The organism is Arthrobacter sp. CJL-S3 (assembly GCF_056711635.1).
Map to the genome: position 1 here is coordinate 2,041,675 of NZ_CM160046.1, position 24,651 is coordinate 2,066,325.

At 67.4% G+C, this 24,651-nt stretch carries 27 protein-coding genes; 7 read left to right on the forward strand and 20 right to left on the reverse strand.

All coding sequences use genetic code 11. From position 1 onward, the window contains the following. Window positions 1–10: 10 nt before the first annotated feature. Window positions 11–313 carry a DUF4193 domain-containing protein gene (locus tag AC06G6_RS09220; RefSeq protein WP_024367177.1) on the reverse strand — a complete coding sequence of 101 codons (303 nt, stop codon included), beginning with the start codon at window positions 311–313 and terminating at the stop codon, window positions 11–13. A gap of 263 nt (window positions 314–576) precedes the next feature. On the opposite strand from AC06G6_RS09220, the gene AC06G6_RS09225 reads away from it, so the two are divergent. Beyond that, on the forward strand, window positions 577–843 hold the full coding sequence (locus tag AC06G6_RS09225; protein WP_479828394.1) for a hypothetical protein: 267 nt from the start codon (window positions 577–579) through the stop codon (window positions 841–843). Between the two features lie 35 nt (window positions 844–878). Here AC06G6_RS09225 and AC06G6_RS09230 read toward each other — a convergent pair whose 3' ends face one another. Next, window positions 879–1,382 carry an HtaA domain-containing protein gene (locus AC06G6_RS09230; protein WP_479828395.1) on the reverse strand — a complete coding sequence of 168 codons (504 nt, stop codon included), beginning with the start codon at window positions 1,380–1,382 and terminating at the stop codon, window positions 879–881. A gap of 181 nt (window positions 1,383–1,563) precedes the next feature. Between AC06G6_RS09230 and AC06G6_RS09235 the strand changes: the two genes are divergently transcribed. Both AC06G6_RS09235 and AC06G6_RS09240 read left to right on the forward strand, forming a co-directional pair. Then, the gene (locus AC06G6_RS09235) at window positions 1,564–2,544 is read left to right on the forward strand and encodes a S1C family serine protease (protein WP_479828396.1); all 981 of its coding nucleotides are present in this window, start codon (window positions 1,564–1,566) and stop codon (window positions 2,542–2,544) included. A 508-nt stretch (window positions 2,545–3,052) separates the two neighbouring features. Next, on the forward strand, window positions 3,053–3,838 hold the full coding sequence (locus AC06G6_RS09240) for an AfsR/SARP family transcriptional regulator (protein ID WP_479828397.1): 786 nt from the start codon (window positions 3,053–3,055) through the stop codon (window positions 3,836–3,838). Between the two features lie 34 nt (window positions 3,839–3,872). Here the strand turns inward: AC06G6_RS09240 and AC06G6_RS09245 are convergent, their stop codons facing one another. From AC06G6_RS09245 to AC06G6_RS09255, 3 genes are all read right to left on the reverse strand, one after another. Beyond that, entirely contained in the window at window positions 3,873–5,165 is a 1,293-nt protein-coding gene (locus tag AC06G6_RS09245; RefSeq protein ID WP_479828398.1) for a Y-family DNA polymerase, read from the reverse strand. Next, window positions 5,158–5,589 (reverse strand): LexA family protein, encoded by a 432-nt coding sequence (locus tag AC06G6_RS09250; protein ID WP_307464106.1) that lies wholly within the window; start codon window positions 5,587–5,589, stop codon window positions 5,158–5,160. Before AC06G6_RS09250 ends, AC06G6_RS09245 begins: the two co-directional genes overlap by 8 nt. Window positions 5,590–5,699: 110 nt before the next feature. Further along, window positions 5,700–6,641, reverse strand: a complete 942-nt coding sequence (locus AC06G6_RS09255; RefSeq protein WP_479828399.1) for a GNAT family N-acetyltransferase — start codon at window positions 6,639–6,641, stop codon at window positions 5,700–5,702. Window positions 6,642–6,896: 255 nt separating this feature from the next. On the opposite strand from AC06G6_RS09255, the gene AC06G6_RS09260 reads away from it, so the two are divergent. Then, a complete protein-coding gene (locus AC06G6_RS09260; RefSeq protein WP_479828400.1) occupies window positions 6,897–7,661 on the forward strand; it encodes a class I SAM-dependent methyltransferase in 765 nt (254 codons plus the stop codon). Between the two features lie 283 nt (window positions 7,662–7,944). Here AC06G6_RS09260 and AC06G6_RS09265 read toward each other — a convergent pair whose 3' ends face one another. Both AC06G6_RS09265 and AC06G6_RS09270 read right to left on the reverse strand, forming a co-directional pair. Continuing rightward, window positions 7,945–8,613: a hypothetical protein gene (locus AC06G6_RS09265; protein WP_479828401.1), complete on the reverse strand. Its 669-nt coding sequence runs from the start codon at window positions 8,611–8,613 to the stop codon at window positions 7,945–7,947. A 226-nt stretch (window positions 8,614–8,839) separates the two neighbouring features. Beyond that, window positions 8,840–9,727, reverse strand: coding sequence for a methyltransferase family protein (locus AC06G6_RS09270; protein ID WP_479828402.1), 888 nt, complete (start codon window positions 9,725–9,727; stop codon window positions 8,840–8,842). Between the two features lie 440 nt (window positions 9,728–10,167). Between AC06G6_RS09270 and AC06G6_RS09275 the strand changes: the two genes are divergently transcribed. Continuing rightward, window positions 10,168–10,446 (forward strand): hypothetical protein, encoded by a 279-nt coding sequence (locus AC06G6_RS09275; protein WP_479828403.1) that lies wholly within the window; start codon window positions 10,168–10,170, stop codon window positions 10,444–10,446. A gap of 10 nt (window positions 10,447–10,456) precedes the next feature. Here the strand turns inward: AC06G6_RS09275 and AC06G6_RS09280 are convergent, their stop codons facing one another. From AC06G6_RS09280 to AC06G6_RS09290, 3 genes are read right to left on the reverse strand one after another with little or no spacing between them, the layout of a single operon-like run. Continuing rightward, window positions 10,457–11,047: a dihydrofolate reductase family protein gene (locus AC06G6_RS09280; protein ID WP_479828404.1), complete on the reverse strand. Its 591-nt coding sequence runs from the start codon at window positions 11,045–11,047 to the stop codon at window positions 10,457–10,459. Between the two features lie 8 nt (window positions 11,048–11,055). Beyond that, complete coding sequence (locus AC06G6_RS09285) at window positions 11,056–11,922, reverse strand: class I SAM-dependent methyltransferase (RefSeq protein WP_479828405.1); 867 nt, start codon at window positions 11,920–11,922, stop codon at window positions 11,056–11,058. Between the two features lie 5 nt (window positions 11,923–11,927). Beyond that, complete coding sequence (locus AC06G6_RS09290; protein ID WP_479828406.1) at window positions 11,928–12,992, reverse strand: NAD(P)/FAD-dependent oxidoreductase; 1,065 nt, start codon at window positions 12,990–12,992, stop codon at window positions 11,928–11,930. Between the two features lie 121 nt (window positions 12,993–13,113). Here AC06G6_RS09290 and AC06G6_RS09295 point away from each other — a divergent pair, with 121 nt between their 5' ends. Beyond that, on the forward strand, window positions 13,114–13,698 hold the full coding sequence (locus AC06G6_RS09295; RefSeq protein WP_479828407.1) for a helix-turn-helix domain-containing protein: 585 nt from the start codon (window positions 13,114–13,116) through the stop codon (window positions 13,696–13,698). Here the strand turns inward: AC06G6_RS09295 and AC06G6_RS09300 are convergent. Then, complete coding sequence (locus AC06G6_RS09300) at window positions 13,693–14,223, reverse strand: methyltransferase family protein (RefSeq protein ID WP_479828408.1); 531 nt, start codon at window positions 14,221–14,223, stop codon at window positions 13,693–13,695. The genes AC06G6_RS09295 and AC06G6_RS09300 overlap by 6 nt on opposite strands. Window positions 14,224–14,489: 266 nt before the next feature. Between AC06G6_RS09300 and AC06G6_RS09305 the strand changes: the two genes are divergently transcribed. Beyond that, entirely contained in the window at window positions 14,490–14,783 is a 294-nt protein-coding gene (locus tag AC06G6_RS09305) for a hypothetical protein (protein WP_479828409.1), read from the forward strand. Window positions 14,784–14,796: 13 nt separating this feature from the next. On the opposite strand, the gene AC06G6_RS09310 is transcribed toward AC06G6_RS09305, so the two are convergent. The 9 genes from AC06G6_RS09310 to AC06G6_RS09350 form a co-directional block, all read right to left on the reverse strand. Next, a complete protein-coding gene (locus AC06G6_RS09310) occupies window positions 14,797–15,417 on the reverse strand; it encodes an L-threonylcarbamoyladenylate synthase (protein ID WP_479828410.1) in 621 nt (206 codons plus the stop codon). Between the two features lie 441 nt (window positions 15,418–15,858). Continuing rightward, a complete protein-coding gene (locus tag AC06G6_RS09315) occupies window positions 15,859–16,986 on the reverse strand; it encodes an XdhC family protein (protein WP_479828411.1) in 1,128 nt (375 codons plus the stop codon). Then, window positions 16,979–17,836 carry an SRPBCC family protein gene (locus AC06G6_RS09320; RefSeq protein WP_479828412.1) on the reverse strand — a complete coding sequence of 286 codons (858 nt, stop codon included), beginning with the start codon at window positions 17,834–17,836 and terminating at the stop codon, window positions 16,979–16,981. Before AC06G6_RS09320 ends, AC06G6_RS09315 begins: the two co-directional genes overlap by 8 nt. Continuing rightward, window positions 17,836–19,164, reverse strand: a complete 1,329-nt coding sequence (locus AC06G6_RS09325) for a vWA domain-containing protein (RefSeq protein WP_479828413.1) — start codon at window positions 19,162–19,164, stop codon at window positions 17,836–17,838. Before AC06G6_RS09325 ends, AC06G6_RS09320 begins: the two co-directional genes overlap by 1 nt. Before the next feature lie 5 nt (window positions 19,165–19,169). Beyond that, a complete protein-coding gene (locus AC06G6_RS09330; protein WP_479828414.1) occupies window positions 19,170–20,093 on the reverse strand; it encodes an AAA family ATPase in 924 nt (307 codons plus the stop codon). Continuing rightward, on the reverse strand, window positions 20,090–20,740 hold the full coding sequence (locus AC06G6_RS09335) for a nucleotidyltransferase family protein (protein WP_479828415.1): 651 nt from the start codon (window positions 20,738–20,740) through the stop codon (window positions 20,090–20,092). The genes AC06G6_RS09330 and AC06G6_RS09335 overlap by 4 nt, the downstream gene beginning before the upstream one ends. Further along, the gene (locus AC06G6_RS09340; RefSeq protein WP_479828416.1) at window positions 20,724–21,689 is read right to left on the reverse strand and encodes an XdhC family protein; all 966 of its coding nucleotides are present in this window, start codon (window positions 21,687–21,689) and stop codon (window positions 20,724–20,726) included. Before AC06G6_RS09340 ends, AC06G6_RS09335 begins: the two co-directional genes overlap by 17 nt. A gap of 1 nt (window position 21,690) precedes the next feature. Next, on the reverse strand, window positions 21,691–24,084 hold the full coding sequence (locus AC06G6_RS09345) for an aerobic carbon-monoxide dehydrogenase large subunit (protein ID WP_479828417.1): 2,394 nt from the start codon (window positions 24,082–24,084) through the stop codon (window positions 21,691–21,693). Then, complete coding sequence (locus tag AC06G6_RS09350) at window positions 24,081–24,650, reverse strand: (2Fe-2S)-binding protein (protein ID WP_479828418.1); 570 nt, start codon at window positions 24,648–24,650, stop codon at window positions 24,081–24,083. Before AC06G6_RS09350 ends, AC06G6_RS09345 begins: the two co-directional genes overlap by 4 nt. Between the last annotated feature and the right edge of the window lies 1 nt (window position 24,651).

Sequence of the window (24,651 nt, forward strand, 5' to 3'; positions counted from 1 at the left end):
GAAGCGGTGTTTAGCTCATGCAGTCAGCGCAGTACGAGTGCCCTGCCTTCTCGCGGGCGAGTTGCGAGCGGTGCCGGACGAGGAAGCAGGAGTAGCACGTGAACTCGTCGTCCTTCTGCGGAATGACGGTGACCGTCAGTTCCTCGCCGGACAGGTCGGCGCCCGGCAGTTCCACGCCTTCGGAGGTGTCGGCCTCATCGAGCTCGCGGGTTACGCTCCGGGCGTCCGGAGCATTCGCGGAGCGAAGTGCCTCCAGCGAGGCGTTGCGTGACTCCGCAACGTCGGATCGGACTTCGTCATAGTCGGTTGCCACCTGGTTAATTCTCGATTCCGTTGTTCTGGGTTTCCCGGGATAGAACGGTACAGCATCTATCCGTTAATTGGCTGGGTGTACAGAGGCGGCGTGCAGTGACACTCACAACACCGGCACTCACACCAGCGAAACCCACTCCACCGGTGCGTGGCGGCCGCGGGGGCCGTGCAGGTGTTCGACGATCTTCGTCCGGATTTCACGTGCCGTTCATGCCGCGGTCCTAGGCTGATTCTTCAAGCACCGTCCGCCAGAAGGGATCCGTGATGGCCGATATCGCCGCAGTACTCGGGAGGCTCACGCCAGAGGAATTTGACGGCCTCCGGGCCCTCGGCCCGGCAGGGCACCTGCCGAGGCAGCTCACCGATGCCCTCGACCGCGCAGCGGGCGGTCCGGGCGCGGGACGTGGGTACTACGTTCCCACCGGAAGCGTCAGCGCCACGGGCGGACCCCACTTCGTCCTGCGCAGCGACGTCACCGGCTGGTTGTTCGGTTCCGCTGCCCCGGTGCCGCAAGCCCACGGCGACGTTTAGGAGCCCCGGCGCTGTCCTACGCCGGCGCGGTTCTGCTAGCTGGTGACCCGGATGAACAGCGGATCCATCGGCTGCCCCGCGGCATACTGGCCGTCGAAGAGGTCTGACCCTTCCGGGGAAATGACGACGTCGACGTGTTCCCAGACCAGCGAGCCGTCGGTGAGCCGGGGTCTCGACGGGCTGAGGAACGCGACGACGGTGCGGTCCTGGCCGCCGCCGTCGCCGGTGCTGATGGAGAGCACGCCGCTGCCGGCCGTGAAAGTGATCCACGGGTCCAGCAGCCGGACCAGCAGCATGCCGTGGTGGCCGGCGAGCCGGACGTCACCCCGGAAGCGCAGCACGCCGGTGCCGCGGGCGACGTCGTAGTCGGACGATTCGGGGCTGAAGCAGAACAGGGACGACCCGGCCACCGTCGCACCCTCGGTCGCTGAAACGGACCCGTCCGGCAGGCTGGTGATGTAGTCGATGAAGCTGCGTTTGATGCCCCAGCTTAGGCCCAGCGCAGGCAGCGGATCGGGTGAAGCGGACGCTGGGTTCACGTAGGTTCTCCTGTTGCTGAAAGGCTGATCCTCTGAGCCTAGCGGCCGATTGCCCGCGTGATGAACTGCCGCCCGGGTGGCGTGACATCCGGGGTATTTCTCTGAGGGCGTAGGGAGCGCCGGACTACCCCGGACGGGCCGGTGGTTGACTTGAATAAGTACCAATTCCAGGAGGTGCGCTGTGGCCACTGCCACCAATCGGGTTCCCGTCCCCGAGGCGTCCGGGGACCCGCTCGATTCCTACTCCGCCACGGTCATTCGCGTAGCCGCTGCCGTGACCCCCCACGTGGCAGCGCTCGAAGTGGGCGGCGCCGGCCGGCGCGGCCAGTTCCGCATGGGCGCCGGCTCCGCCGTCCTGTTCACCTCGGACGGGTACCTCCTCACCAACGCCCACGTGGTGGGTGGTGCCCAGCGGGGCAGTGCGGTGTACTCCGACGGGACCCGTACTGCGGTGGAGGTGGTCGGCTCGGATCCCCTTTCGGACCTGGCTGTTGTTCACGGCAGGGCCCCGACGGCGGCCCCGGCGGAGCTTGGCGATGCGGAGTCGCTCAAGGTCGGGCAGTTGGTCATCGCCGTCGGAAACCCCCTGGGACTCTCGGGCTCGGTGACCGCCGGTGTGGTCAGCGGGCTGGGCCGTTCCATCCCGGTCTGGTCCGGTCGTAACAGGCGCATGATCGAGGACGTCATCCAGACTGACGCTGCCCTCAACCCGGGCAGCTCCGGAGGGGCACTCGCCGACTCGCGGGGAAGAATCGTTGGCATTAACACCGCGGTGGCCGGCGCCGGGCTGGGTCTGGCGGTTCCGGTCAACGCCACGTCGCGACGGATCATTGCGGCGCTGCTGAAGGACGGGCGTGTACGCCGGGCCTATCTCGGCCTCGTCAACACCCCGGTCCAGTTGCAGCCCAGTGCAGTGGTCCGGACCGGGCACCGCGAAGGGCTGCTGGTGGTCGAGGTCCTGCCCGGTTCACCCGCCGAGCGGTCGGGACTCCGGGCGGGCGATGTGCTTATCAAGGTCGGCGAAAAGGCCGTTTCCAATGCGGAAAGTCTGCAAAAGCTGCTGTTTGCCGAAGCGATTGGCGTGCCGCTCGAGCTGGCCGTGCTGCGTGACGGAACGGAAATGCGGGTACTCGCCGTCCCCGAGGAAATGACGGAGAAGTAACAGCCGCCCGCCCCGCCGGAGCGTGCTGGCCGGAGGCAATGTCCCAGGCCTTTGTTCACAGGGCGTGATAAAGCCGCCTACCCGATGGGCTGGCGGCAGCTGTGAGTGAAGATACTTGCCCGACAGCCCCTGTACTCGCATAACTCGTGGCGGATACTTGGCGGCCCTCCAGGGTGTACCCGACTTTCCGTGCGGTAAAGGAACGGGTAGCTGCATTCCTTGTTGCGCCCCATTTTGCGTGTCACGGTTTTCCTAGAAAGCCGAAGGAAGTGAGTCTCAGCACGGCGTTCCTATAATTCCTTCCGGCTCTCCGAATATGAATAAATGATGCCTGGGGAAATCGGAGATCATGGTGGATAAAGTGGGCGGTTCCACGCCGGCAATTTCGGTACGACTATTCGGAACATTCGAAGTCCGGCGAAATGGTGCAGTACTCAGGGCAGCGGACATGGGAGGCTGCAAGCCCCGGCACATTCTGGAGATCCTTTTACTGAATCTGGGGACACCTGTGTCCAAGACGCGCCTCGTGGAGCTTCTCTGGGGGCCGCAGGCCAGCGACGGCGCAGTCGCCACCCTGGAGAGCTACGTCAGCGGCATTCGCCGGGCGATCCAGCCGGGCAACACCAAGTCGGGTCCGCTCCGCACCGCGAACGGCGGCTACGTGCTCGATCCACAGCTGGTCGAACTCGACCTGTCGGAGTTCCACGGTCTGGTCCGCGCGGCCAGGCAGTCCGCGCCGGCCGAGGCGCATGCCCTCTCGATGCAAGCCCTGGAGCTGGCCGCAGAGCCGCTGCTGGGCTTTGAACTCGTCGCGGACTGGGCAGAGGAGGCGCGAACCCGCCACGCAGCCGAGAAGGTCGCCGCCCTGATTCTCGCGGCAGAGACCGCAGCATTTCTCGACAAACCCGAGCTCGCCATTTCGCTGGCACAGACAGCCGTCCGGTCCGAGCCGCTTAATGAACGTGCGTGGACCATCCTTGTCGCGGGATATGAGCAGGCGGGACTGCCCGTGGAGGGCCTGTCCGCCTATGAACGCTGCCGCCGGCTGTTCGACCGCGACCTGGGCTGCGCCCCGGGACCGGCCCTGCAGGCTGCCCACTTGAGATTGTTGCGGCAGCGCGCTGAAGGAAACACCGAGCTCTCTGAGGTCCTGGCGGCCCTGCTTTATCTGGGGGAACGGCTGCACGGACCCAAATGCACGCAGCTTGCCGCCGAGGAAACCCGGCGCATGCAGGAGAACGCCGGCCGGGTCCTCGATTCCTTCCTGCAGCAGGCGCTGGCCACGACCGGATGACCCACCGTCTTTACCCGGCGGCCGTCCCGGGCAGTCACCCGGCCTTGACGACCGGGAGCTCGGCCCAGTGGGTCGTATACCGGGGGGACAGCATGTCGCGCCTCATGGTCCAGTCCGGCCCGCCCCGGAGTCCGGCGTGGCCGAGCCCGATGGAGCCGCGCCCGTACCTGCTGCTGACCTGCTCCAGCAGCGAGCCGATGCCGCGTTCCTCGTGCGGGTTTTCGAAGATCGCCAGGGGCGCCTGATTTCCGGTGGGGCGCAGATCGGTGACCATGATCCCCGCGCGGACATACGGGAGGCCGTCGTCGACCCTGGGGAGCAGCGCGTACGCCGCCCTGGCCAGGAGGAGCGGGTCAGCGGTGGGCATCGGCAGCGGCACGCACACCGAAGGGTAGGAGCTGGCGTGCCTGCTGTAGTGGGATGTGGCGGCAAACGCGGTCAGCACCTTTGCCTGCAGTCCGTGCCTGGCCAGCCGTGCACTGGCCTGCTGGGCATAAACGCCGAGGACCTGGCGCAGCCCGGCGCCGGTGGTGATCGGGGTGGCGAAGGAACGGCTGAAGATCAGCTGGTCGCGGCCGACCCTTTCCTCCTCCAGGGGGATGCAGGCAGTTCCCCGGAGTTCCAGGACGGTCCGCATCAACACCACAGAGAAACGGTCCCGGATCGTGACCGGGTCCGCGCGCGCGAGGTCCAGGATCGAATGGATTCCCAGGGCGTTGAGCCGTTTGGTCAGCCGCGCCGCGACTCCCCAGAGTTCGACGACGGACAGGCCCGCCATCAGCTTCTCCTGCTGGGCCACGGGCACGGCCTCCCAGTGGCAGACGCCGTCGAACGCCGGATTGTGTTTGGCCCACTTATTGGCCAGCTTGGCCAGTGTCTTGGTGCCGGCGATGCCAACGCAGACGGGGACACCGACGTTCCGGCGGACCGCCGTCTTCATGGTGTGGCCCAGCCGGTGGAGCTCCTCCGGGGTGCCGCTGACGCCCAGGAATGCCTCGTCGATGCTGTAGATCTCCAGCCAGGCGGAGTAGCGCCCGAGGAGTTCCATCACCCGGGCACTGATGTCCCCATAAAGCTCGTAGTTGCTGGACCGTGCGACGAGCCCCCATTCCCTGGCCCGGGGTGCGAGCTTGAACCAGGGCTCGCCGAGGGGGATCCCGAGTGCCTTGGCCTCGGGGGAGCGGGTCACCGCGCAGCCGTCGTTGTTGGAGAGCACCACCAGCGGGCGGCCCTCCAGGGAGGGGTCGAAGGCACGTTCGGCGCTGGCATAGAAGCAGTTCACGTCCACCAGGGCGATGCTGCCCCGGCCGGATCCGGCCCTAGACATGGTGCAGGCAGCGGGTCGCGACGCCCCAGATGACCAGATCGGACAGGCCCGGGACCCGGATGTCCGGATAGCGGGGATTGTCCGCCTGCAGCACCACGCCCGAAGCCGTCAGGCGCAGCCTCTTGACCGTGAGTTCGCCGTCCAGGACTGCAACGACGACGCAGCCGTCGCGGGGCTCGAGGGCACGGTTGACGATCAGCTCGTCGCCGTCGCTGATCCCCGCGCCCTCCATGGAGTCGCCGGAGACCCGCACGACATAGGTGCTCGTGATGTCCTTGATGAGGTGCTCATTGAGGTCGATCCGGCCGTCGAAGTAGTCCTGGGCCGGTGACGGGTAGCCGGCGGCGACCGGCACCGGCGAGATCAGGACCGACAGAAGAGAAGTGCCCGCGTCTATCACGCGGGGCCCGATGATTACGCCCACAACACACCTTTATTCGAATATATGTTCGATACATCCAGTGTAGCTCCGGGTGCTGACATTGGGCATTCTTTGCGGAGTGGCCGCTGTCCCAGGCTGCGGGGCCGGCCATTTCAGTTCGCGGACAGGCTGACGAAGTACTCCTGCTGGACCGGCCGCCTGCCCAGCTTCTGGGCCGTGCGCTGCGAGGGCAGGTTCCCTGCGTGGATGTGACCCCAGACGGTGTCCGCGCCCGAGCGTTGGCCGGTCAGGAAAGTTGACTGCACTGCCGGAGCCAAGCCCCTGCCACGCAGGCGTTCCGTCAGAAACACGTCCAGCATGCAGACTGCACGTCGGCCAAAGATCGGTGAGATTGTGGCAGCCACCAACCCGGCAAAGCCGTGGTCGTCCCGGAGCGTCATCAACAAGCCCTGGTCCGCCGCTTCCTGGAGCCCCTCCTCGTAGGACTCTGAAACAAACGGGGCGAGCATCGGGGCATCGGACCGCCACGCTTGATGTCCTTGCTGGTAATCGGCGAACACTTCAGTCGCCGCTTCGGGCCAGGAGATCGTCAGAGCCCCGGTCAGGTCCCGCTCGTCAGCTCTTGCTGCCACGCATAGGGACCCGGCCATGACTGTTGCCCACCTCTCTGTGGCGGATAGGTCGAGGCCTGGCTGCTCCCAAAATGTGAAGCCACGCACGCCCACCCCGTGGTAGGCCTCGGCCACCTGGGCGGCCAGTGTATCCGCAGACTCGGCGTCGTTTACTCGGGCAGTCGTCTTGACCGCCACGAACGGGAAGGCCGGATCGAGGTTGCGGTATCTGAGGCCCGAAATGACGGTGCTCCCATCGCTTGCGTCAAGTAGCCGCTCTGTCATGTTCCCGGTGCTGACGTCGACTCCGAGCCGGCCGATCCTGGCCGCCACAACGTCCGGTAACGCAAGAGCGGCGAGGGACCCTATGTCATCCATCTCGGCCTGCACTGCGTCCTCGGTGTCGTACCCGGCAGGAAGGTAATCCAATACCGGACGGGCGAAGGCGGCGAGTTGGTGGTCCGGCAGTCCAAAGGGGTTCATTGATCCCAAGGCTAACCGAATTGGCCGCTGGAGCTATTCGATCAAAAGCCGCTCCGCAAACTACGGCTAGTTCCATGGAAGACAATCCCCAGGTTCTATGGAAATGGCGGCAGAAAGGGGCGGATCACAACCACTTTGGAGAAGGCATAAAAGACACTATGGGGCGTCCTATAAGTGGTAGAGAAGGGCGGCTCTTGCTTGCTAGGGTCGACCCTGTTGTCCCGCCCGTGAGGAATCGCCTGAAAGGGAAGAGAAGTGAAGGCCAACCACTATGACGATTTCGCCGAGAACTACTCGGCTGAAAATGAGTCCAGCCTCCTCAACGCGTACTACGAGCGGCCGGCGATGATTGGCCTTGTCGGCGACGTGACCGGTCACCGTGTCCTGGACGCAGGGTGCGGCTCCGGGCCCCTGTCCGCGGCACTGACCGCGAAAGGCGCGATCATGACCGGCTTCGATTCCAGTCCTGCGATGCTGGCATTGGCAAGACAGCGATTGGGCGCGACCGCGGACCTGTTCGTGGCCGACCTGAGCAAGCCGCTCCCTTTCGCCGATGACTCCTTCGATGACGTTGTCTCGTCCTTGGTCCTGCACTATCTGGAGGACTGGTCAGCACCACTTGCCGAACTGCGGCGCGTGCTGAAGCCGGGCGGTCGCCTGATCCTGTCGGTCAACCACCCCACAGTCAGCGTTGTCACCCAACCAACGGAGGACTACTTCGCCATCCGGCAATACTCGGAGGAGTACGAGTTCGATGGCAAGTCTGCGGTCCTGACCTTCTGGCACCGACCACTTCACGAGATGATCAGCGCCTTCACGTCGGCGGGATACCGCGTAGCCACCGTGAGCGAACCAGGGCCAGCTCCAGACACGCCGCACGAACTCCTTCCGCCGCGCATCATCAGCGGCGAGAGGACGGCGTTCCTGTCCTTCATCTTCTTCGTCCTCGAAGCAAACAAAACCGCCATGCCCGTTTCGGCCGATGAGGAACTGGCGCCGGGGGTTGTTGGCAGCCGGTGAAGCTGGGCCTACTTCCATGACCGAACAGAATTCAACTGAAATAGCGGCAAAACTCTCAAGCTATGAGTTTCTGGGAATCGAATGGGTGGCAGCCCAGTCGAACGCCAAGAAGGCAAACAGGATCCTCCTCGAATTGCACGGGCTCCCCTCGTTGCCTTGATCAACCCCGAGGGCGACTACTCCTTCACCGCCAAGATGACTCTTCGTGAATACAGAGCCGGCGGATGAAGTTCGACTGGTAGAACGATCCGCGCCGCCCCCGCGGCGGCATGGGGAAGCGGAGTTAGGTGGCATCGTAGGGGGTTCCGAAGAGGGTGATTCCCCATTCCGGGTTGTGCAGCACAATTCCACTTTCCCGGCGCGCAAACTGAAGCGGAGCCTGAAGATACCGTTCCATCCGCGCCCGTTCCTGATCCCACGGGAAGGTGCACGTGTCCACATAGCTTTCCAGTGTCCCCGGATCCGGCGTGATTATTTCCCCGACAATGGTGATCTTGACCGCGTAGGAGGCACAGGGGATCCGCACGGTCATCAGCGGGTGGCCACGAACGATGCCGAACCTTATGGCGTAGTCGCCGGAACTCATTCCCGGACCACGGGGCACGGAGGCCGGCATCAAGGAACCGGAAGTGAAGTACTCACACTCCAGCATTCCGTTGGCCACGGAGTCCTCGGCACGCTGTGGGAGGCATTCATCTGCACCATGCCCGGCGGGGGCTGACGGAACCGATGGAGCCGAGGCGAGGGCCAAGCCTGGCAACAGTCCGGCGCCCGTCCACGGTTCGGCCGAGGCCGACAGTGGCCCGTTGGCTGGTTGCTTGCCGACCGACGTGCCTTGTGGGGGAGCCGAGCCGCAGGCTGCCGTCACCGCGACGATGACGAGGCACGCAACAGACAATAGGGTCGGCGACATGCGTTTGGCATAACGAACGGGTCCCCTGTGCGCAGCCATGATCCGAACACTAGGGGTCCGGGGTTATCACTGCAACGGGGGCACACGGTAACCGCTATGACAAAGGGATGCCGCTGATAGGAATGCCGGTCGGGAGGTTTGCTACTTGTTTGTGGATTTGCTGCGGAACCCGAAAGCTGTACACCCAGTCGGGCCCCAGCAGCAGGCCATCTTGCTCCAGCCGTCGGATCCACTGATCGCCACTCACCAAGATGCCGCAGCACAGTCATCGCCTCAGAGAATGCTGACTCGCAGAAATTTGAGGGATCCAGCAGCGGACCGTGTCGCGGTATTGCTGGAATTCTTCGCCGAACCTTTCCCTGAGGTCAGACTCCTCAAGCGGCCTGACGGCGTAGTTCCACACCAAGGAGCCCACGACTGCGTAGGCGACGACGAGCCAAGACTCGAGGATGAGGCCGACGGCGCCGCCCTGGACAATGCCAGCTACTGCCATCGGATTCCGAATCCAGCGATACGGGCCTGCGATGACCAGACGGTTGGGCATCGCCGATGGCAACGGCGTGCCATCTCCAAATGCCGACATCACTACTGCCGACCAGAAGCCCAGAGCGCTGGCGAGTCCTAGAATCGCGAGACCGATGGGACCTGCAACCGATGGGAAAGGGAGCGTCACCGTCCAGCGCTGCTCGAGTGCCGCTATGGCCAACGGAATCACTGCCAGGAAGAACCCCCAGAAGAGGACGATTTGCCCGAATGTGGAAGCCACATGGCCAGCAGCCTTCCGGCGGCTGCTGGCGGGACGGAATGCGAACGGTCCGCGGACAATCCACGCGGTCGGTATGCGCGCCAGCAGGACGAGGCAGAGAGCGCCCAGCGAACCTGCGGTGGCAGCGCCCATGCTCAGTAGGCCCCAGCCGGCTTCGGTCGTGATGGTGGCATATACCGCCAGCGCGGCGGCGACGACGCCGGTCCAGACGGTAGTCACTACCGCGGCAGCCCTCACGCCGAATGCCGCCGCGGCCGAGGCCATGACGAACAGCGGAATGTCGAAGACCGCCACCACGGCCGGGTCGAGACTGCCGAGGGTCATGTTGCGCACCACGGGCGACACGAAAACCGCGGTCCACCAGAACAAACCGGCGATCGCCTGCACGGCGAAATATGCTCGACCCCACCTAACCGACCGCGTCACCGAATCAAGACAAACATTGATCGTCCCGTCACTTTGTCCCCTAATTTCCTCGAGCAGTTGGGCGCCCCTAAGCGGAAGACGATTATGGCCTTAGCCTACTGACTGTGATCGGTGCGTCTGGCATTCGGTGGGTACCCGACCGCGGCCCCCAAATCGGTAAACGTTAACCAACCGACAATGAGCGATAGAAGCGCGCCATTTCTCGTTGCGACTCTCAAGGGTTTCCCGTCTATAGCGCTGTTGAGCCAGCATTCGGTCGGCCCGATCACTGGCGGATGCGCGCAAAGTCGTTGAAACAGGAATTCTGATACCTTCAAATCGAACCTGCTGAGAGAGGGTTGAGACCCCCCACTTTGACCGGTGTGAAGGGGCCCCGCTCATGGCTTACGTGGTTTGGGCACGTGCTGCACACGGAAGTGCCCAAAAACCCCGGCGAGACCTGGGGCCTGTACCGGAATCGGCTCGATGCAACCGACTCCCCGGAGGAACGGGAAACGTGGTGGACCATCCGGACACACGCCGATGCGGAAACTGCAGCTTTCGGTATGGTTCAAAAGCTGGAAGTGGAAGGCCTGCCCACGCTGTTCCCTCTGCTCGAGCGTGACAAGTTGCTGACAGCTGGCGAGATGATGGGCCCTGTGGACCGCGTCCGCGCCGAGGACCACCACAACTACGATTGAGCTTCAGCCTTCAGCGGACTACCTGATAGCGCACGTGGGTGACGAGCTTGGTACCGCCCACTTCCGTCGGCTCAAGCTTGAGGTTCGCGACGCCGTCCAGCAGCCGCTCGCCCGCCCCCAGGACGATGGGCGCGATGTGGAGCCTCAGCTCGTCGATCAGCCCCGCCGAAAGGTACTGGCGGACGGTCTGCGCTCCTCCGGCAATGGCCACGTCCTTGCTCCCGGCGGCCTTCCGCGCCTGGGCCAGCGCGGATTCGATCCCCTCGGTGACGAAGTAGAACGTGGTGCCGCCCTGCAGTTCCAGAGGCTCCCGCTGATGATGGGTGAGAACGAACACGGGCGCGTGATACGGCGGTTCCTCGCCCCACCATCCCCGCCACTTCTCATCCCACACCCCGGGCCCTGCAAACATGTTCCGTCCCATGATGAAGGCGCCGGCCGCGAGGATGCCTTCGCGCTCGGCTGCATTGGACTCGGGTTCTTCGAACTGCCACCGGTGCAGGAGCTCCCCGCCCTCGCCCAGGGGTTCCGCCAGGCTCTGGTTCGGACCGGCGGCAAATCCGTCGAGGGAGATGGTCAGATCGCACGTGACTCGGCTCATGCGCCCCATCATGTCACCGCCGGCCAGCTTGAAAGAAGGGGGTTGAACTTGGCCTGGTCGGGGGTGGCCACCCAGACTGTCCGCGTGGCGCGGGGTTCCAGCTCGATGTCGGCGGAGAACCGCTCCAACAGGACCTTCACGGCGTCCCGGTCGTCCGCGGTAAGGGCTGCCAGGCGCGAAAACCGGGCGAACCACTGCCGGGCGTACTCCCGTGCGGCCGGAGTCACAGGGGCGACGGCCGTCACCTCGGACCGGGTGACGCGGAACCCGGCGGCCTCGATGACCGGCGTCCAGTCCGGGTGCTGGTTCCACCCCTCGGCCGCCGCAGCGGCGTGGCAGCGCTGTTCCAGCAGCGCTCCGCGCGGCTGGCTGAGGAAGCGGGGCAGGGCGGCGAGCTCAACGACGACCAGGACCCCGCCCGGCGCCAGTGCCCGGCGGACCCCGGACAGCAGCCGGGCGGGGTGGGCGACGTGGTGGAGCGAGGACGATGCCCACACCAGGTCAACCGGCGCCTCGGCCACGGCATCCGCCGTGATCAGGGAGCCGGCCAGCGTGGGGAAGCCGTCGTCGAGGTCGGCCTCGACCACGGCGAAGCCCTGCCCGCGCAGCAAACCGAGCATCTCCGGGTCGTTGTCGACGCACGTCAGCTCGGCCTCGGGGTAGCGTCGGCTCAGCAGTCGGCTCCCTGCGCCGGTGCCGGCGCCGAGGTCAACGATCCTGCGCGCAGCCGGGACCCCGGTCAGGTCCAGGACGGCCGCAAGGTGGTCGCCGAACACCTCGGCATCGAGGTCGAGGACGCGGGGCTGGTCATGACCGCCGGTTTGCTGGTGGGGCTGATGGTCGTTGTGCCGCGTCTGGTGGAGGTGGTGATCCATGATGATCAACTTTCTCTTGGGGCCGAAGGGCCCATGCCGGCGGCGTTCGGCCCATCATCTAGGCCGTGGCGTCGGTGACCCAGCATGATGCTAGAGACGGCGGCTTCCGAGGCGGCCGAGAAGGGGCCGAAGCGACCCTCGACGGCCCACCGGGTTTCCTCTTCAATGAGGTCGGCGTTGATCCGCGCGCCGGACATGACACCCTCGGCCGCCGCGGTGATCACCTGAGCCATCAGGTTGGAGACGTTCCCCGCCGCATACACCCCGCGGACGGCCGTCGCACCACCCATAGCGTCGGTCTCGATAAACCGTCCAGCACCCGACGGGTGCACCTGAGCACTGAGTCCGAGTGATTCCAGCAGCGCGGATCTGGCCTCCATCCGTGTTCCGACCGCCAGGGCCTGCACGGCGAACGATGTGCCCTGGCGGAGCGTGAGCCCCGTGAGGACACCATCGACAGCGTCAACGGAAGCCACGGCGCCGTCGACGACCGTTACGGACCGGGCAGCGAGCTTGTCCCATTCCTCGTCGGTGGGTTCCACGGTGTCGTTGAGGAAAAGGGTGATGTCCCGGGACCACTGCCTGAACAGCAACGCCTGATGGACGGACAGCGGGCCTGTCCCCAGCACTCCGATCTGTTGCCCGCGGATTTCCCAGCCATGGCAGTAGGGGCAGTGCACAACGCCCTTTCCCCATTGCTCCCGCAGCCCGTCGATGGGAGGCAGCTCGTCTGTCAGTCCGGTGGTGACGAGGAGGCGTCTGCCGGAGAACCGGCGGGCATCTCCGAGAATCACCTCGAATCCGTCGGGGGTTCGCCGGGCCGAAACGGCTTCGCCGTCAATAACGGTTCCTCCGTAGGAGAGCAGTTCGCTGCGCCCGATGGACAGGAGTGCCCCGGGGGTCATGCCGTCCCTCGAAAGATAACCGTGGACACCCGCCGCAGGGGCGTTGCGGGGTGTTCCGGAATCGATGACCAGCACCGAGCGCAGCGCGCGGCTCAGCGTCGTGGCCGCGCTGAGTCCCGCCGCGCCGCCGCCAACAATTACAACGTCATACCGTGTGGTGTCCATGCAGGGCTGTCCTTCGTCGCGTCCTGAAAATTCGCCGCCAGCGTCCTTGGGCGGCTACACCAGACTCCATCGCTAGAGCGGATTTTGACAAACATGATTGCCGTTATGGCAAACTGGGTGCATGGAAACTGAGTTTGACGATGTTCTCGGGGCGGTCGGCCCCCGGCTTCGCGCACTCCGTACGGAACGGAACCTCACCCTCGGAGATGTGTCTTCCGCATCCGGGGTATCGGTGAGCACCCTGTCCCGCCTGGAATCCGGCCAAAGGAGGCCAAACCTTGAAATCCTGCTGCCCCTCGCGAGGCTGTACGGTGTTCCGCTCGATGATCTGGTCGGCGCCCCGCCCACCGGGGATCCGCGGATCCACCTCCGGCCCATCACCCATGGCGGCATGACGGCTGTTCCTCTTACGCGCCGCCCAGGCGGACTGCAGGCCTTCAAGATGGTGCTTGCCGGTGATGCCCGCGGGGCAGAGCCCGACCCGCGTGTTCACGAAGGCTACGAATGGCTTTACATCCTCAACGGACGCCTGCGTCTGGTGCTGGGCGACAAGGACTTTGAACTTCGCGCCGGCGAAGCCGCGGAATTCGACACTCGCACGCCGCACTGGTTTGCCAGCGCCGATGGCAGGCCCGTCGAATTCATCAGTCTGTTTGGACAGCAGGGCGAGCGGATGCACGTACGCGCGCGGCCCAAGCCCTCATAGCAGGCCCGGCACTGGCGCGGGGAATCCGAAGTAGCGCGGAACCCTTGCCGCATATTCAAGGTAGGTCCGGTCGAAGAGCTCAGCCAGCATGGCCTCTTCGCCGAGAATACTGCGGTGTTCCACAAGCACTTCGGCCGGCAGAGTTGCGAGGACCCAGGATGAACCGGCCAATGTTCCCGCACCCAGTTGGATGAGCCACCAGCCGATGTACATAGGATGGCGGGTGATTGCATAGGGGCCGGTGGTGACCACGCCCTCCGGCCGCTCCAGCGCGAAGGGGCCCGCCGTGCGGCGTCGCCGTTCAGCCAGCGCCCAAAGATTCAGGCCGACGCCTGCGAGCACCAGTACCGCCCCCGCCAACCGGTGGAGAGCTCGGGGCCCGGGAAGCGGCACCGGACGGAGCCGGCCAAGGAGGAGATCCAAGGCCATCGCGGCCACGACAGCAGGTGGCAGCGGGAGGTTGCCATAAAGTTCCTTACCCCGCCGCACCAAGGGTGCGGCCAGGTGGCATGTGTCGATCCCCATGCAGAACTATAACCCGGGGCCAGACGGGTCGTCCTTGAGCGGGGCTCCGTTCCTGCCCCGGAACAGAGGCGTGTTTTCATCCCTGTGAGCAGGCTTCCCGGCAGGGAGAGCCAAGGACCATTCCGCGGCGCCTCCGAGCCCCTATCCAGCCGCCGAGTTAGCTTCGTCACGTGCCGGTCATTCGTCAAAAATACGGGCTTGGCGGGCCCCATACTTGGAATGACCCCGGCGGACATTCTCCCACCGCCAGGTATGAGGAGGGTCCAATGAAAACCTTGAGAATTCTGCAGAGCACCGTAAAAAGCACCGTCACGAACGAGTACTTTCCCTCGGCGGCTGTGCTCGCCGGAGTGGTCCTGTTCTGGGCCATCGGGCTCTTCGGCGGACTCTCCCTGCTGAGCAACCACCAGACGCTGCTGACCACGCTGAGCTGGTTGCTGTTCGTCTACGCCGCGGCCGTGCTCACGCCCCTCGCAGGACTGGTGGCGGCGGTGGATCTGTCGCGCCGCTGGTTGCGAAATCGGGCGTCCGGCACCGCCACGTCTGCCGAAAACGCGTAGGACACTACAACGCCTATTCGAACCGGGACGGGTCGCCCATGCCGCGCCGGACGATTTCGGCCACGCCGCTGGAGTAGTCGATCACGGTGGTCGGCTCCGCGCCGCAGTCGCCGGAGTCAATTACGGCGTCCACCACATGCTCAAGCCGTTCCTTGATTTCCCAGCCTTGCGTCAGCGGCTCTTCCTCGTCCGGCAGCAACAGGGTGCTGGAGAGCAGCGGCTCGCCCAGTTCGGCCAGCAGTGCCTGCACCACCGGGTTGTCCGGGATGCGCACACCGACCGTCTTCTTCTTCGGGTGCAGCAGCCGCTTGGGAACCTCCTTGGTGGCAGGCAGGATAAAAGTGTAGCTCCCTGGAGTGACGGCCTTGATGCTGCGGAACACGTCGTTGTCGATCTGCACGAACTGGCCCAGCTGGGCGAAGTCCTTGCAGACCAGGGTGAAGTGGTGCTTGGAATCGAGCTGGCGGATGGACCTGATCCGGTCCAGCGCCTCCTTGTTGCCCAGCTGCGCGCCGAGCGCGTAGCAGGAGTCGGTGGGGTAGGCGATCAGCCCGCCGGAACGGACGATCTCCACGGCCTGGCTGATGGAGCGTGCCTGCGGGTTTTCGGGGTGTACATCGAAGTATCTCGCCATGGGACGAGCTTACGCCCGACGGCGGCCCGGCCGGCTAACGCCCGGCGCGTCCGGCAGGCTCGCGTCACGCAGCTGAAGTCCTCAACCGTCAGACCGCGAGCGCCGCGGACTTAGCGGCCATCGACGTCGAAAACGCGAACTCCAGGAATGCATCGCCGCTGCGCGGACGGCCGGGAGTGTGGGGCCGCCGGAGCAGGCCCCCACGGCGCCGGCGAGCCCGAAGGCAAGCGCGAGGACGACGGCGGGCTGGCTTGCCCAGTCTTGCTCCGCGCCAGGCAGGGAACCCGGCAGGGACAGCACAGGTCCGCCGTGGTGCGGCGTCTGGACCGGAAGTCCCGCGGATTCAGGACCCGCCAGCGGGGCGCCGGTGCCGTGCGCGTCCATGGCCGCGAGCATTTAGGCCATGGTCAGCAGGACGTTGTTTCCGATCACGATGCCCGGTCAGCGCTGCTCGTCGTGGTGGATCCGCTCGTCGAGCTGCCGGAGTGGCTCCCCGCTGCCGCTCCACTGCTTGGCAATGAACTCCGCGGCGATGGACACCGCTGTCTCCTCCGGCGTCCGGGCGCCAAGGTCCAGGCCCACGGGGCTGTGCAGCCTCGACAGCGCCTCCTCGCCCAGGCCCGCCTTACGCAGCCTGGCGACCCGGTCCGCGTGGGTCCGGCGCGACCCCATGGCACCGATGAAGGCGATCGGCGGGCCGCGCAGGGCAACCTCCAGCAGCGGAATATCGAACTTCGGATCGTGCGTCAGGACGCACAACACGGTGCGCTCATCGACCAGGCCCTTGTCCAGCTGCTCGGCGAGGTAGCGGTGCGGCCATGCGTTGACGACCTCCGCCGCATCGGGAAAGCGTGCGGGGGTGGCGAACACCGCCCGGGCATCGCACACGGTGACGCGGTAGCCCAGGAAGGTTCCCAGCCGGGCGAGCGCTGACGCGAAGTCGATCGCGCCGAAGACCAGCATCCGCGGCGGCGGGGCGTAGCTCGCGAAGAAGACCCGCATGCCGGTGTCCAGCCGTTCCCCGTCGGGGCCGTAGCTCAGGACGCCGGACCGGCCGGCGGCGAGCAGGCCCTGGGTGTCATCGCCCACCGCCTGGTTGGCCCGCTCTGAACCGAGGTTCCCCTCGAAGCCGTCCGGCCGCACGATCAGATGCCGCCCCAGCCAGCTGCTGTCCGGGTGTTCGATCACCGTGGCGACCCCGATGCGCCGCTCCCCGGCGATGTCCTGCCGGACGGCGTCGAGTTCCGGGAAGCTGTGCCGGGACACCGGCTCGACGAAGATGTCGATGATTCCGCCGCAGGTCAGGCCGACGGCGAACGCGTCGTCGTCGCTGATCCCGTAGCGCACCAGGACGGGAACGCCGTCCTCTTTGACCTGGGTGGCCAGCTCGTACACGGCGCCTTCGACGCAGCCGCCGGAGACCGAGCCGACCGCTTCCCCGCCGGCGGTGACGAGCATCGAGGCGCCGGGGAGCCGGGGCGCTGACTTGAAGGTGCTCACCACGGTGGCCAGGCCGGCGGTGTCGCCTTTTTGCCAGCCCGGCATCATGGCGGCTAGGACATCACGCACGGTCGGTCTTCAGCCTTCCGATCGCCCGGACCAGCCGGAAGGCGGAGCACCGGCCCGCCCAGTAGGAGACACAGGCCACCACTGCTACGAGTGCCAGGACCTTCCCCGGGCTGGACAGCTGATCCGCCGCGATGCCCTTCGCCAGGCTGAGGGCGTCCAGGCTGCCGGCGGGGGCAGGCGCCGGGGAAGGCGCGGCTGCAGCCCGGCCCCCGGCGGGCGGAGACACCCGCGGGGCCGCTGCGGGCACGGCGCTGGCCGGCACGCCGGGAAGTTCCGCCGCCGGGGCCGGGGCCGTCGCCGCGGCGACCTTGGCTGCGGCGGCTTCCGCCTCCGCCTCCGCGTCGAGCCCGGCCGCGGGCACGGGCGCCGGCAGGCCGCCTGCTGCTGGGGTTCCGGGGGCCGGCGCGGTGATCATGGCCTGCAGGTTGCTGGCGAACAGGGCCATCATCTGCTCGGTGACACTGCCAATGACGCCCTTGCCCATCGCGGCGGCCTTGCCGGACAGTGACAGTTCGGCGTTGACGGTGCCGCGGGTGGTGCCGCCGGCCTCCTCCGTCAGCTCCAGGGTCACCGTGGCCTCCGCGGTGCCCTGGCCGCGGGTTTCCTGGGCTTTGCCGCCGAGCACGGCGCGGTGTTCGGCGGCGTTGCGTTCGATCACGTTGAGCAGCCCTTTGTACTGCATGTTCACCGGGCCCAGCTTCACGGTCATGCCCACCTGGTAGGCGTCGTCGGAAAGCTTGTTCAGGATCCGGGCGCCGGGGACGCAGCCTGCCACGCGTTCGAAGTCCATGATGGTGTCCCAGACGGTGTCGATCGGTGCGACGACCGAGAAAGCACTGTTGATCTGCATTAGGTCCTTCTTCCCTTGAATGATGACCGGCCGATAAGTGCTGACCGGCCGATAAGTGCTGACTGGCCGTTGAGTGATGACTGGCCGTCGCCGCGGATGGCGGCCGCGACCTCTGCCAAAGCGGTGTAGCTGTGTCCGCTGACGAAGGCGTCGCAGTAAGGCAGGGCCGCTGCCATACCGCCCACCAGCGGCTGGTAGTGCGGGGCGGCCTTGCGCGGATTGACCCAGATGATCCGGTGCGCCAGGCGCCGCAGCCGCGCCATCTGGGCCGCCACCTGTCCGGGGTCCTCCTGTGCCCAGCCGTCCGAGAAGATCACCACCACCGCACCCCGTGCCAGGCCGCGGCGGCCATGTTCGTCGACGAAGTGCCGGATGCTGTCGGCGATCCGGGTGCCGCCGGCCCAGTCCGGGGCGGCGACGGCGGCACGGGCCAGGGCCGCGTCCGGATCGCGCAGCGCGAGCTGCCGGGTCAGGCGCGTCAGCCGGGTGGAAAACACGAAGGCCTCGGCGCCGGCGGTTGCCACGGCGCCCTGGAGCAGCGAGACGAAGATCCGCGCATACGGTTCCATGGAGCCGGAGACGTCGCACAGCATCACCAGCTTCCGGCGCTGCTCCCGCCGCCGGGCATACAGCAGCCGCGTGGTGTCTGTGCCCGAGCGCCGGGCCGCGCGGACCGTGGCGCGGACATCCAGCCGGGCGCTGCTGTGGGCGGACTTGCGGGTGCGGCGGCTCAGGCGCGTGGGGGTGGCAAGCAGCAGCCGGGATGCCAGCCGCCTGATTTCCAGGACTTCCGCCTCGGTGAGCTGCGCGAAGGACATCCCGTGCAGCCGTTCCTCGGTGGAGGCCATGGCCAGGACCGCCTCCCGTTCCGGGGTGTTGGGGTCGCCGCTGCCGTCCGGTCCCGCGGAGGCAACCGCCGGCGTCGTCTGCCGCGGTGCCGGCGCCTGTCCGGGGGCGCGGTCCCCGGCCGGGGAGGGCCGGGTGCGGGCCTGTTCGGGGCCGGCGGGCGGGGACGGGGGCGGCGCGGTGCTGCTGCGGCGCGCGGACGGGTCGAAGCCGCCGCGGAAGACCGCGGCGAACACGGCGTCGAAGACCGGCAGCTGTCCGCGCGCGGACACCAGCACCACCCGGGACGCCCAGTAGAGCCGTTCGACGTCGGTGGGCGGGATCAGGCGGAGGGCCTCGGCCAGCCGCACGGCCCGGTCGGGCGAGCACGTCAGCCCGGCCTGCCGCAGGGCGGTGACGAACGCCGCGGACAGGGTGGCTGCCTCCACCGCGGGGGGTGCGGCGGCAGTGTTCCGGGGGTTCCGGGTGGTTGGTGCCGTCACCGGACTCACCCGCCCGTGCCGGCCACGAGCCAGTCGGCCCCGCGGGCGCCGACCAGTTCCAGGTCATCGCGGTTCTTGACGATCGAGCCGAGTGTCCGGTCCGCCGTCGTGGCGTCGATGTGGTCGATGCCCAGCACGGCCAGGGCGGACACCCAGTCGATGGCCTCGGAGATCCCCGGCGGTTTGGCGAGATCCAGGCTGCGCAGCCTGGTGATCACCGCGGCGGCCTGGAGCGCCAGCGGGCCGCTGCTGGCGGGCACGCGGCGGCGCACGATCTCCGCGATGCGCTCCGGGCCGGGGTAGTCGATCCAGTGGTAGAGGCAGCGCCGGGTCAGGGCGTCGTGCAGGTCCCGCGTCCGGTTGGAGGTCAGGATGACAATCGGGGGGTGGGTGGCCCGGATGGTGCCGAGCTCCGGGATGGTGACCGCGGCCTCGGCGAGGAGTTCGAAGGTGAAGGCCTCGAACTCGGCATCGGCCCGGTCGATCTCGTCCAGCAGGAGGACCGCGGGGCGCGGGCCGGGATGTTCGATCGCCTGCAGCAGCGGCCGGCGCAGCAGGTACTCGGGGCCGAAGAGGTCCGTCTCGGTGACGGAGGCGTCCCGGACTTCCGCCAGCCGGATCCCCAGCAGCTGGCGCTGGTGGTTCCACTCGTAGAGGGCCTCGCCGGCGTCGATCCCCTCGTAGCACTGCAGCCGGTACAGCGGCGTGTCCAGGAGTTCGGCCAGGGCCTTCGCCGCCTCGGTCTTGCCGACGCCCGCCTCGCCCTCCAGCAGGATGGGCTGCGGCAGCCGGACCGCCAGGAACAGCGCCGTGGCCAGCCCGACGTCGGCCAGGTAGTCCCTGCTGTCCAGCGCCTCCATCAGCGAGGCGACGTCGGGAACTCTGCGCTGGACGTCCTCCTCCGCGCCGGTGCGCGCCGCGGTGTTCATCGCGCGCCTTCCAGGCCGGCGAGGACCCGGCGGTAGTCCTCGTCCGTGTCAACGTCCGGCGGGACGGGGCCCGGAACCCGGAGTTCGACGACGTCGCCCGCCCGCTGCTCCAGCAGTTTCCAGACCGCCTTGTCGCCGTGCAGGGCGGTCAGCTCCGGGAACATCCGCCGGGTGAACGCCAGGGGGTGGCCGACGCCGTCGTCGTAACGGCAGACGGCGATGCCGGGGGCGCCCTGTCCGGGGCCCGGCCCGCCGGTGAAGAGGCGTTCCAGCAGGGCCCGTGCGGTGACCGCCCGGATGCCCGGCTGGTCCCCGAGCAGCAGGACGACGGCGTCCGTGTCCGGGCGGAGCGCGGCGATGCCGGCGGCGATGGAGGAGGAACAGCCCGCGCCGAAGTCCGGGTTGAGCACAATCTCGCAGCCGGTGGTGTCGACCGTGCGCTGCACCTCCCCGGCGGCACCGCCCAGGGCCAGCACGGTCTGGTCGAAGCCGCAGTCGCGGGCGGCCGCGATCACGGCGTCGAGGAGGACCCCGGGGCCGTACGGGAGCAGCTGCTTGGGCCGGCCCAGCCGCCGCGAGGCCCCGGCCGCCAGGATCAGCCCCGCCGTCCGATGCTCGCGGGCTGAGCGTTCAGGGGGTGAGGGCATAGCGCTCCGGATCTTTGCGGAAGGCCGCGCGGCAGCCGGGCGAGCAGAAGTACACGGTGACTCCGTTGTGCTCGAGCTGCAGCGAGGAGTCCGCGGCGGCGACGGTCATACCGCAGACGGGGTCGACCGCCGTCGCCTGGTCGTCCGCCGCAGCCGGGGCCGGGGATGTTGTGGCCGACGACGCCGTCACCGCCGCCGTCGGCGCCGTCACCGTGGCGGCGTCCCGGGACCTGGCCCGCTCCTGGATGAGCTCAGCCAGGATCGAGAGTGCGATCTCGCCGGGGGTGCGGGCACCCAGCTGCAGCCCGGCGGGGGTGAAGACGCGTGCGCGCAGCACCGGGTCGACGTCGAGGGATTCCAGCACCGCGGCTCCCCGCGTCCTGCTTGCGACGAGCGCGACATAGGGCACGCCGGCGCGCAGGGCCGCCTCGAGCGCGGCTTCCTCCGCTTTGCCGTGCGAGGCCACGATCAGCGCGGCGTCGTCGCCCCGCGGCGCCGCGGAATCGCCGTCGGTGAGTTCCACGGCCAAGCCCACACCGGCGCCGAGGGTCTCCAGGGCCTGCGCCACGGGCGTGGTGCCGACCACGATGACCCGCGCCGGCGGGATGCGGGGCTGGAGGAAGATCTCGATCGCCCCGCCGCTCAGGCAGGGGTTGGAGACCTCAACCACGCCTTCCCCGGCGGTGCGGGACGGCTCGCCCGGGACCACGCGCAGCAGCAGGGGTTCCTGCGAGGCCAGGACCTGCCGGCTGTACTCCCGCACCGAGGACTCGACGCAGTTTCCGCCGACGAAACCCTGGATCTCCCCGTCGGGGAGCACCAGGGCGGTGTCCCCGGCGTGGGCGCTGGTGGGATGCTGGGCGCGGACCACCGTGGCGTGCACGAACGGCTCACGCCGGGATGCGAGGTCGTTCGCCCGGGCCGTGAGGGACTCTGTTGTCGTGGTCATCCTAGATCGGCGGCCTTGCCCGGCCCTGCATGGCGGCCCAGACCCGGGCCGGGGTGCAGGGCATGTCCATGTGAACCACCCCGTAGGGGGCCAGCGCGTCGACGACGGCGTTGACGATCGCCGGGGGAGAGCCGACGGTGGCGGACTCGCCGATGCCTTTCGCGCCGATGGGGTGGTGCGGGGACGGGGTGATGGTGAAGCCGGTCTCCCAGTCCGGCACTTCCATCGCGGTGGGGATCAGGTAGTCCATGAACGACCCGCCCAGGCAGTTGCCGTCGGCGTCGAACTCGATGATCTCCATCAGGGCCATCCCGACGCCGTCGGTCAGCCCGCCGTGCACTTGGCCCTCGATGATCATCGGGTTGATCCGGGTGCCGCAGTCATCCACGGCGATGAAGCGGCGCACCTTGACGTGTCCGGTGCCCGGATCGATGTCGACGACGCAGATGTAGGCACCGAAGGGGAAGGTGAGGTTCGGCGGGTCGTAGGTGACCTCGGCGTCGAGGTTGCCGTCGACGCCCTCGGGCAGGGTCATGGTGCCGTGGGCCGCCATGGCGATCTCGGAGATGGTCTTCCCGGCGCCGGGATCGCCCTTGACGAACCAGCGGCCCTTCTCCCATTCCAGGTCCTCCGGCCGGGTCTCCAGCATGGCCGCGGCGATCAGCTTCGCCTTCTCCCGCACCTTCCGGGCGACGAGCGCGACGGCGCCGCCGCTGACCGGCGTCGAACGGCTCCCGTAGGTGCCGAGGCCGAACGGCGTCTGGTCGGTGTCGCCGTGGACGACGTCGATGTCCTCCGGCGGGATGCCGAGTTCCTCGGCGACGATCTGCGCGAAGGTGGTCTCGTGGCCCTGGCCCTGGCTTTGCACCGAGAGCCGGACGACGGCCTTGCCGGTGGGATGGACCCGCAGTTCGGCGCCGTCGGCCATGCCTAGGCCCACGATATCGAAGTGTTTGCGCGGGCCGGCGCCCACCGTTTCGGTGAAGAAGGAGATGCCGATCCCCATCAGTTCGCCGCGCTCCCGTTTCTCCCGCTGCTCGCGGCGGAGCTCGTCGTAGCCGGCCAGCTGCATGGACAGCCGCATGGCCGGTTCGTAGTTGCCGGAGTCGTAGACCCAGCCGGTCTTGTTGGCGTAGGGGAACTGCTCGGGCTTGATGAAGTTCTTCAGCCGCAGTTCCGCCGGGTCCATCTCCAGCTTGCGGGCGAGGATGTCCACCATCCGCTCGACGAGGTAGACGGCTTCGGTGACGCGGAAGGAGCAGGCATAGGCGACGCCGCCGGGGGCCTTGTTCGTGTAGACGCCCGTGACGGAGCAGTAGGCGGCCTTCAGGTCGTAGCTGCCGGTGAAGATGGAGAAGAAGCCGGCCGGGTTCTTGGTCGGCTGCGCGGTGGCGTTGAACGCGCCGTGGTCGGCCAGGACGTTGGTGCGCACTGCAAGGATCTTGCCGTCCCTGGTGGCCGCGATTTCGCCCTGCATGATGTAGTCGCGGGCGAAGGAGGTGGACATCAGGTTCTCCGAGCGGTCCTCCACCCACTTCACCGGCTTGCCGGTGACGATCGAGCCGACGACGGCGAGGATGTAGCCGGGGTAGATGCCGACCTTGTTGCCGAAGCCGCCGCCGATGTCCGGGGACACGACACGGATCTTGTGCTCGGGGATCCCGGCGACGATCGCGAAGAGGGTGCGGTGCGCGTGCGGCGCCTGGGTGGTTTCGTAGAGGGTCAGTTTGCCGTCGACGGCGTCGAAGTCGGCGATCGCACCGCAGGTTTCCATCGGGGCGGGGTGCACCCGCGGGTAGACCATCTCCTGGGAGACGACGACGTCGGCGCTCGCGAAGACAGCCTCGGTTTCGGCTTTGTCGCCGATTTCCCAGTCGAAGATGTGGTTGTCCGTCTTGCCCTCGATCTCGTCGCGGATCACGGGGGCGTCGGCGTCGAGGGCCTTGCGGGCGTCGATGACCGGGGGCAGGACGTCGTATTCCACGTCGATCAGCTCCAGCGCGTCGCGCGCGGCGTAGCGGTCCTCGGCCACAACGAACGCGACCTCCTGGCCCTGGAAGCGGACCTTGTCCGTCACGAGGACGGCCTGGACATCCGCGGAGAGGGTGGGGGCCCAGGCAAGCTTGAGGCCCAGCAGGTCCTTCCCGGTGATAACGGCGAGGACCTTGGGGTGGGCGAGGGCGTTGGTGGTGTCGATGGAGACCAGCCGGGCGTGCGCCACCGGGGCGCGCAGGATGGCGCCGTGCAGCATGCCGGGCAGGACGATGTCGTCCAGGTAGTTGCCTTTGCCGCGGACAAAGCGCGGATCTTCCTTCCGCTGGATCCGGCCGTAGCCGATCGGGCGGTCCTCGTCGCCGGCCGCCGGGTTGCTGGGCCGTTCGTGGATGACGGTCATGCCTTCACCTCGTTGTCTGCTGTTTCCGCTGTTTCCGCGGGGATGTCCTCGATGACGGTGTCCGTGCCGTCGATGACCTCGTCCACCGTGGCGTCGGTGTCGCCGCCGGCCGGGTGGGCGGCGGCCCACTGCACCGACCGGACGATCGTGGCGTAGCCCGTGCACCGGCAGATCTGGCCCGAAATGGCCTGGCGGATCTCGGTGGTGTCCGGGTGCGGGTTCTTGTCGAGCAGGGCGCGGGCGGTCAGCATCATGCCGGGGGTGCAGAACCCGCATTGCAGCCCGTGTTCCTCCATAAAGCCCTGCTGGACCGGGTCGAGGGTGGCGCCGCTGGCGAGGCCCTCGACCGTGCGGATGTCGTGTCCGGCAGCCATCGCCGCGAGGACGGTGCAGGACTTCACCGGCTGGCCGTCCATCAGGACCACGCAGGTCCCGCAGTTGCTCGTGTCGCATCCCCAGTGGGTCCCGGTCAGGCCCAGGACTTCCCGGATGTAGTGGACCAGGAGCACCCGGGGCTCAATGTCGGACGTGACTTCGTTGCCGTTGACGGTCATGCTGATCTGCATC

Excerpts from the sequence above, each read along its gene's own strand:
- AC06G6_RS09340 (WP_479828416.1), bottom strand. The coding sequence starts at position 21,689 with ATGACCACGACAACAGAGTCCCTCACGGCCCGGGCGAACGACCTCGCA.
- AC06G6_RS09320 (WP_479828412.1), bottom strand. The coding sequence starts at position 17,836 with ATGCAGATCAACAGTGCTTTCTCGGTCGTCGCACCGATCGACACCGTC.
- AC06G6_RS09255 (WP_479828399.1), bottom strand. The coding sequence starts at position 6,641 with ATGAACCCCTTTGGACTGCCGGACCACCAACTCGCCGCCTTCGCCCGT.
- AC06G6_RS09265 (WP_479828401.1), bottom strand. The coding sequence starts at position 8,613 with ATGGCTGCGCACAGGGGACCCGTTCGTTATGCCAAACGCATGTCGCCG.
- AC06G6_RS09280 (WP_479828404.1), bottom strand. The coding sequence starts at position 11,047 with ATGAGCCGAGTCACGTGCGATCTGACCATCTCCCTCGACGGATTTGCC.
- AC06G6_RS09300 (WP_479828408.1), bottom strand. The coding sequence starts at position 14,223 with ATGGGGATCGACACATGCCACCTGGCCGCACCCTTGGTGCGGCGGGGT.
- AC06G6_RS09290 (WP_479828406.1), bottom strand. The coding sequence starts at position 12,992 with ATGGACACCACACGGTATGACGTTGTAATTGTTGGCGGCGGCGCGGCG.
- AC06G6_RS09335 (WP_479828415.1), bottom strand. The coding sequence starts at position 20,740 with ATGCCCTCACCCCCTGAACGCTCAGCCCGCGAGCATCGGACGGCGGGG.
- AC06G6_RS09295 (WP_479828407.1), top strand. The coding sequence starts at position 13,114 with ATGGAAACTGAGTTTGACGATGTTCTCGGGGCGGTCGGCCCCCGGCTT.
- AC06G6_RS09345 (WP_479828417.1), bottom strand. The coding sequence starts at position 24,084 with ATGACCGTCATCCACGAACGGCCCAGCAACCCGGCGGCCGGCGACGAG.
- AC06G6_RS09350 (WP_479828418.1), bottom strand. The coding sequence starts at position 24,650 with ATGCAGATCAGCATGACCGTCAACGGCAACGAAGTCACGTCCGACATT.
- AC06G6_RS09305 (WP_479828409.1), top strand. The coding sequence starts at position 14,490 with ATGAAAACCTTGAGAATTCTGCAGAGCACCGTAAAAAGCACCGTCACG.
- AC06G6_RS09245 (WP_479828398.1), bottom strand. The coding sequence starts at position 5,165 with ATGTCTAGGGCCGGATCCGGCCGGGGCAGCATCGCCCTGGTGGACGTG.
- AC06G6_RS09330 (WP_479828414.1), bottom strand. The coding sequence starts at position 20,093 with ATGAACACCGCGGCGCGCACCGGCGCGGAGGAGGACGTCCAGCGCAGA.
- AC06G6_RS09310 (WP_479828410.1), bottom strand. The coding sequence starts at position 15,417 with ATGGCGAGATACTTCGATGTACACCCCGAAAACCCGCAGGCACGCTCC.
- AC06G6_RS09225 (WP_479828394.1), top strand. The coding sequence starts at position 577 with ATGGCCGATATCGCCGCAGTACTCGGGAGGCTCACGCCAGAGGAATTT.
- AC06G6_RS09285 (WP_479828405.1), bottom strand. The coding sequence starts at position 11,922 with ATGGATCACCACCTCCACCAGACGCGGCACAACGACCATCAGCCCCAC.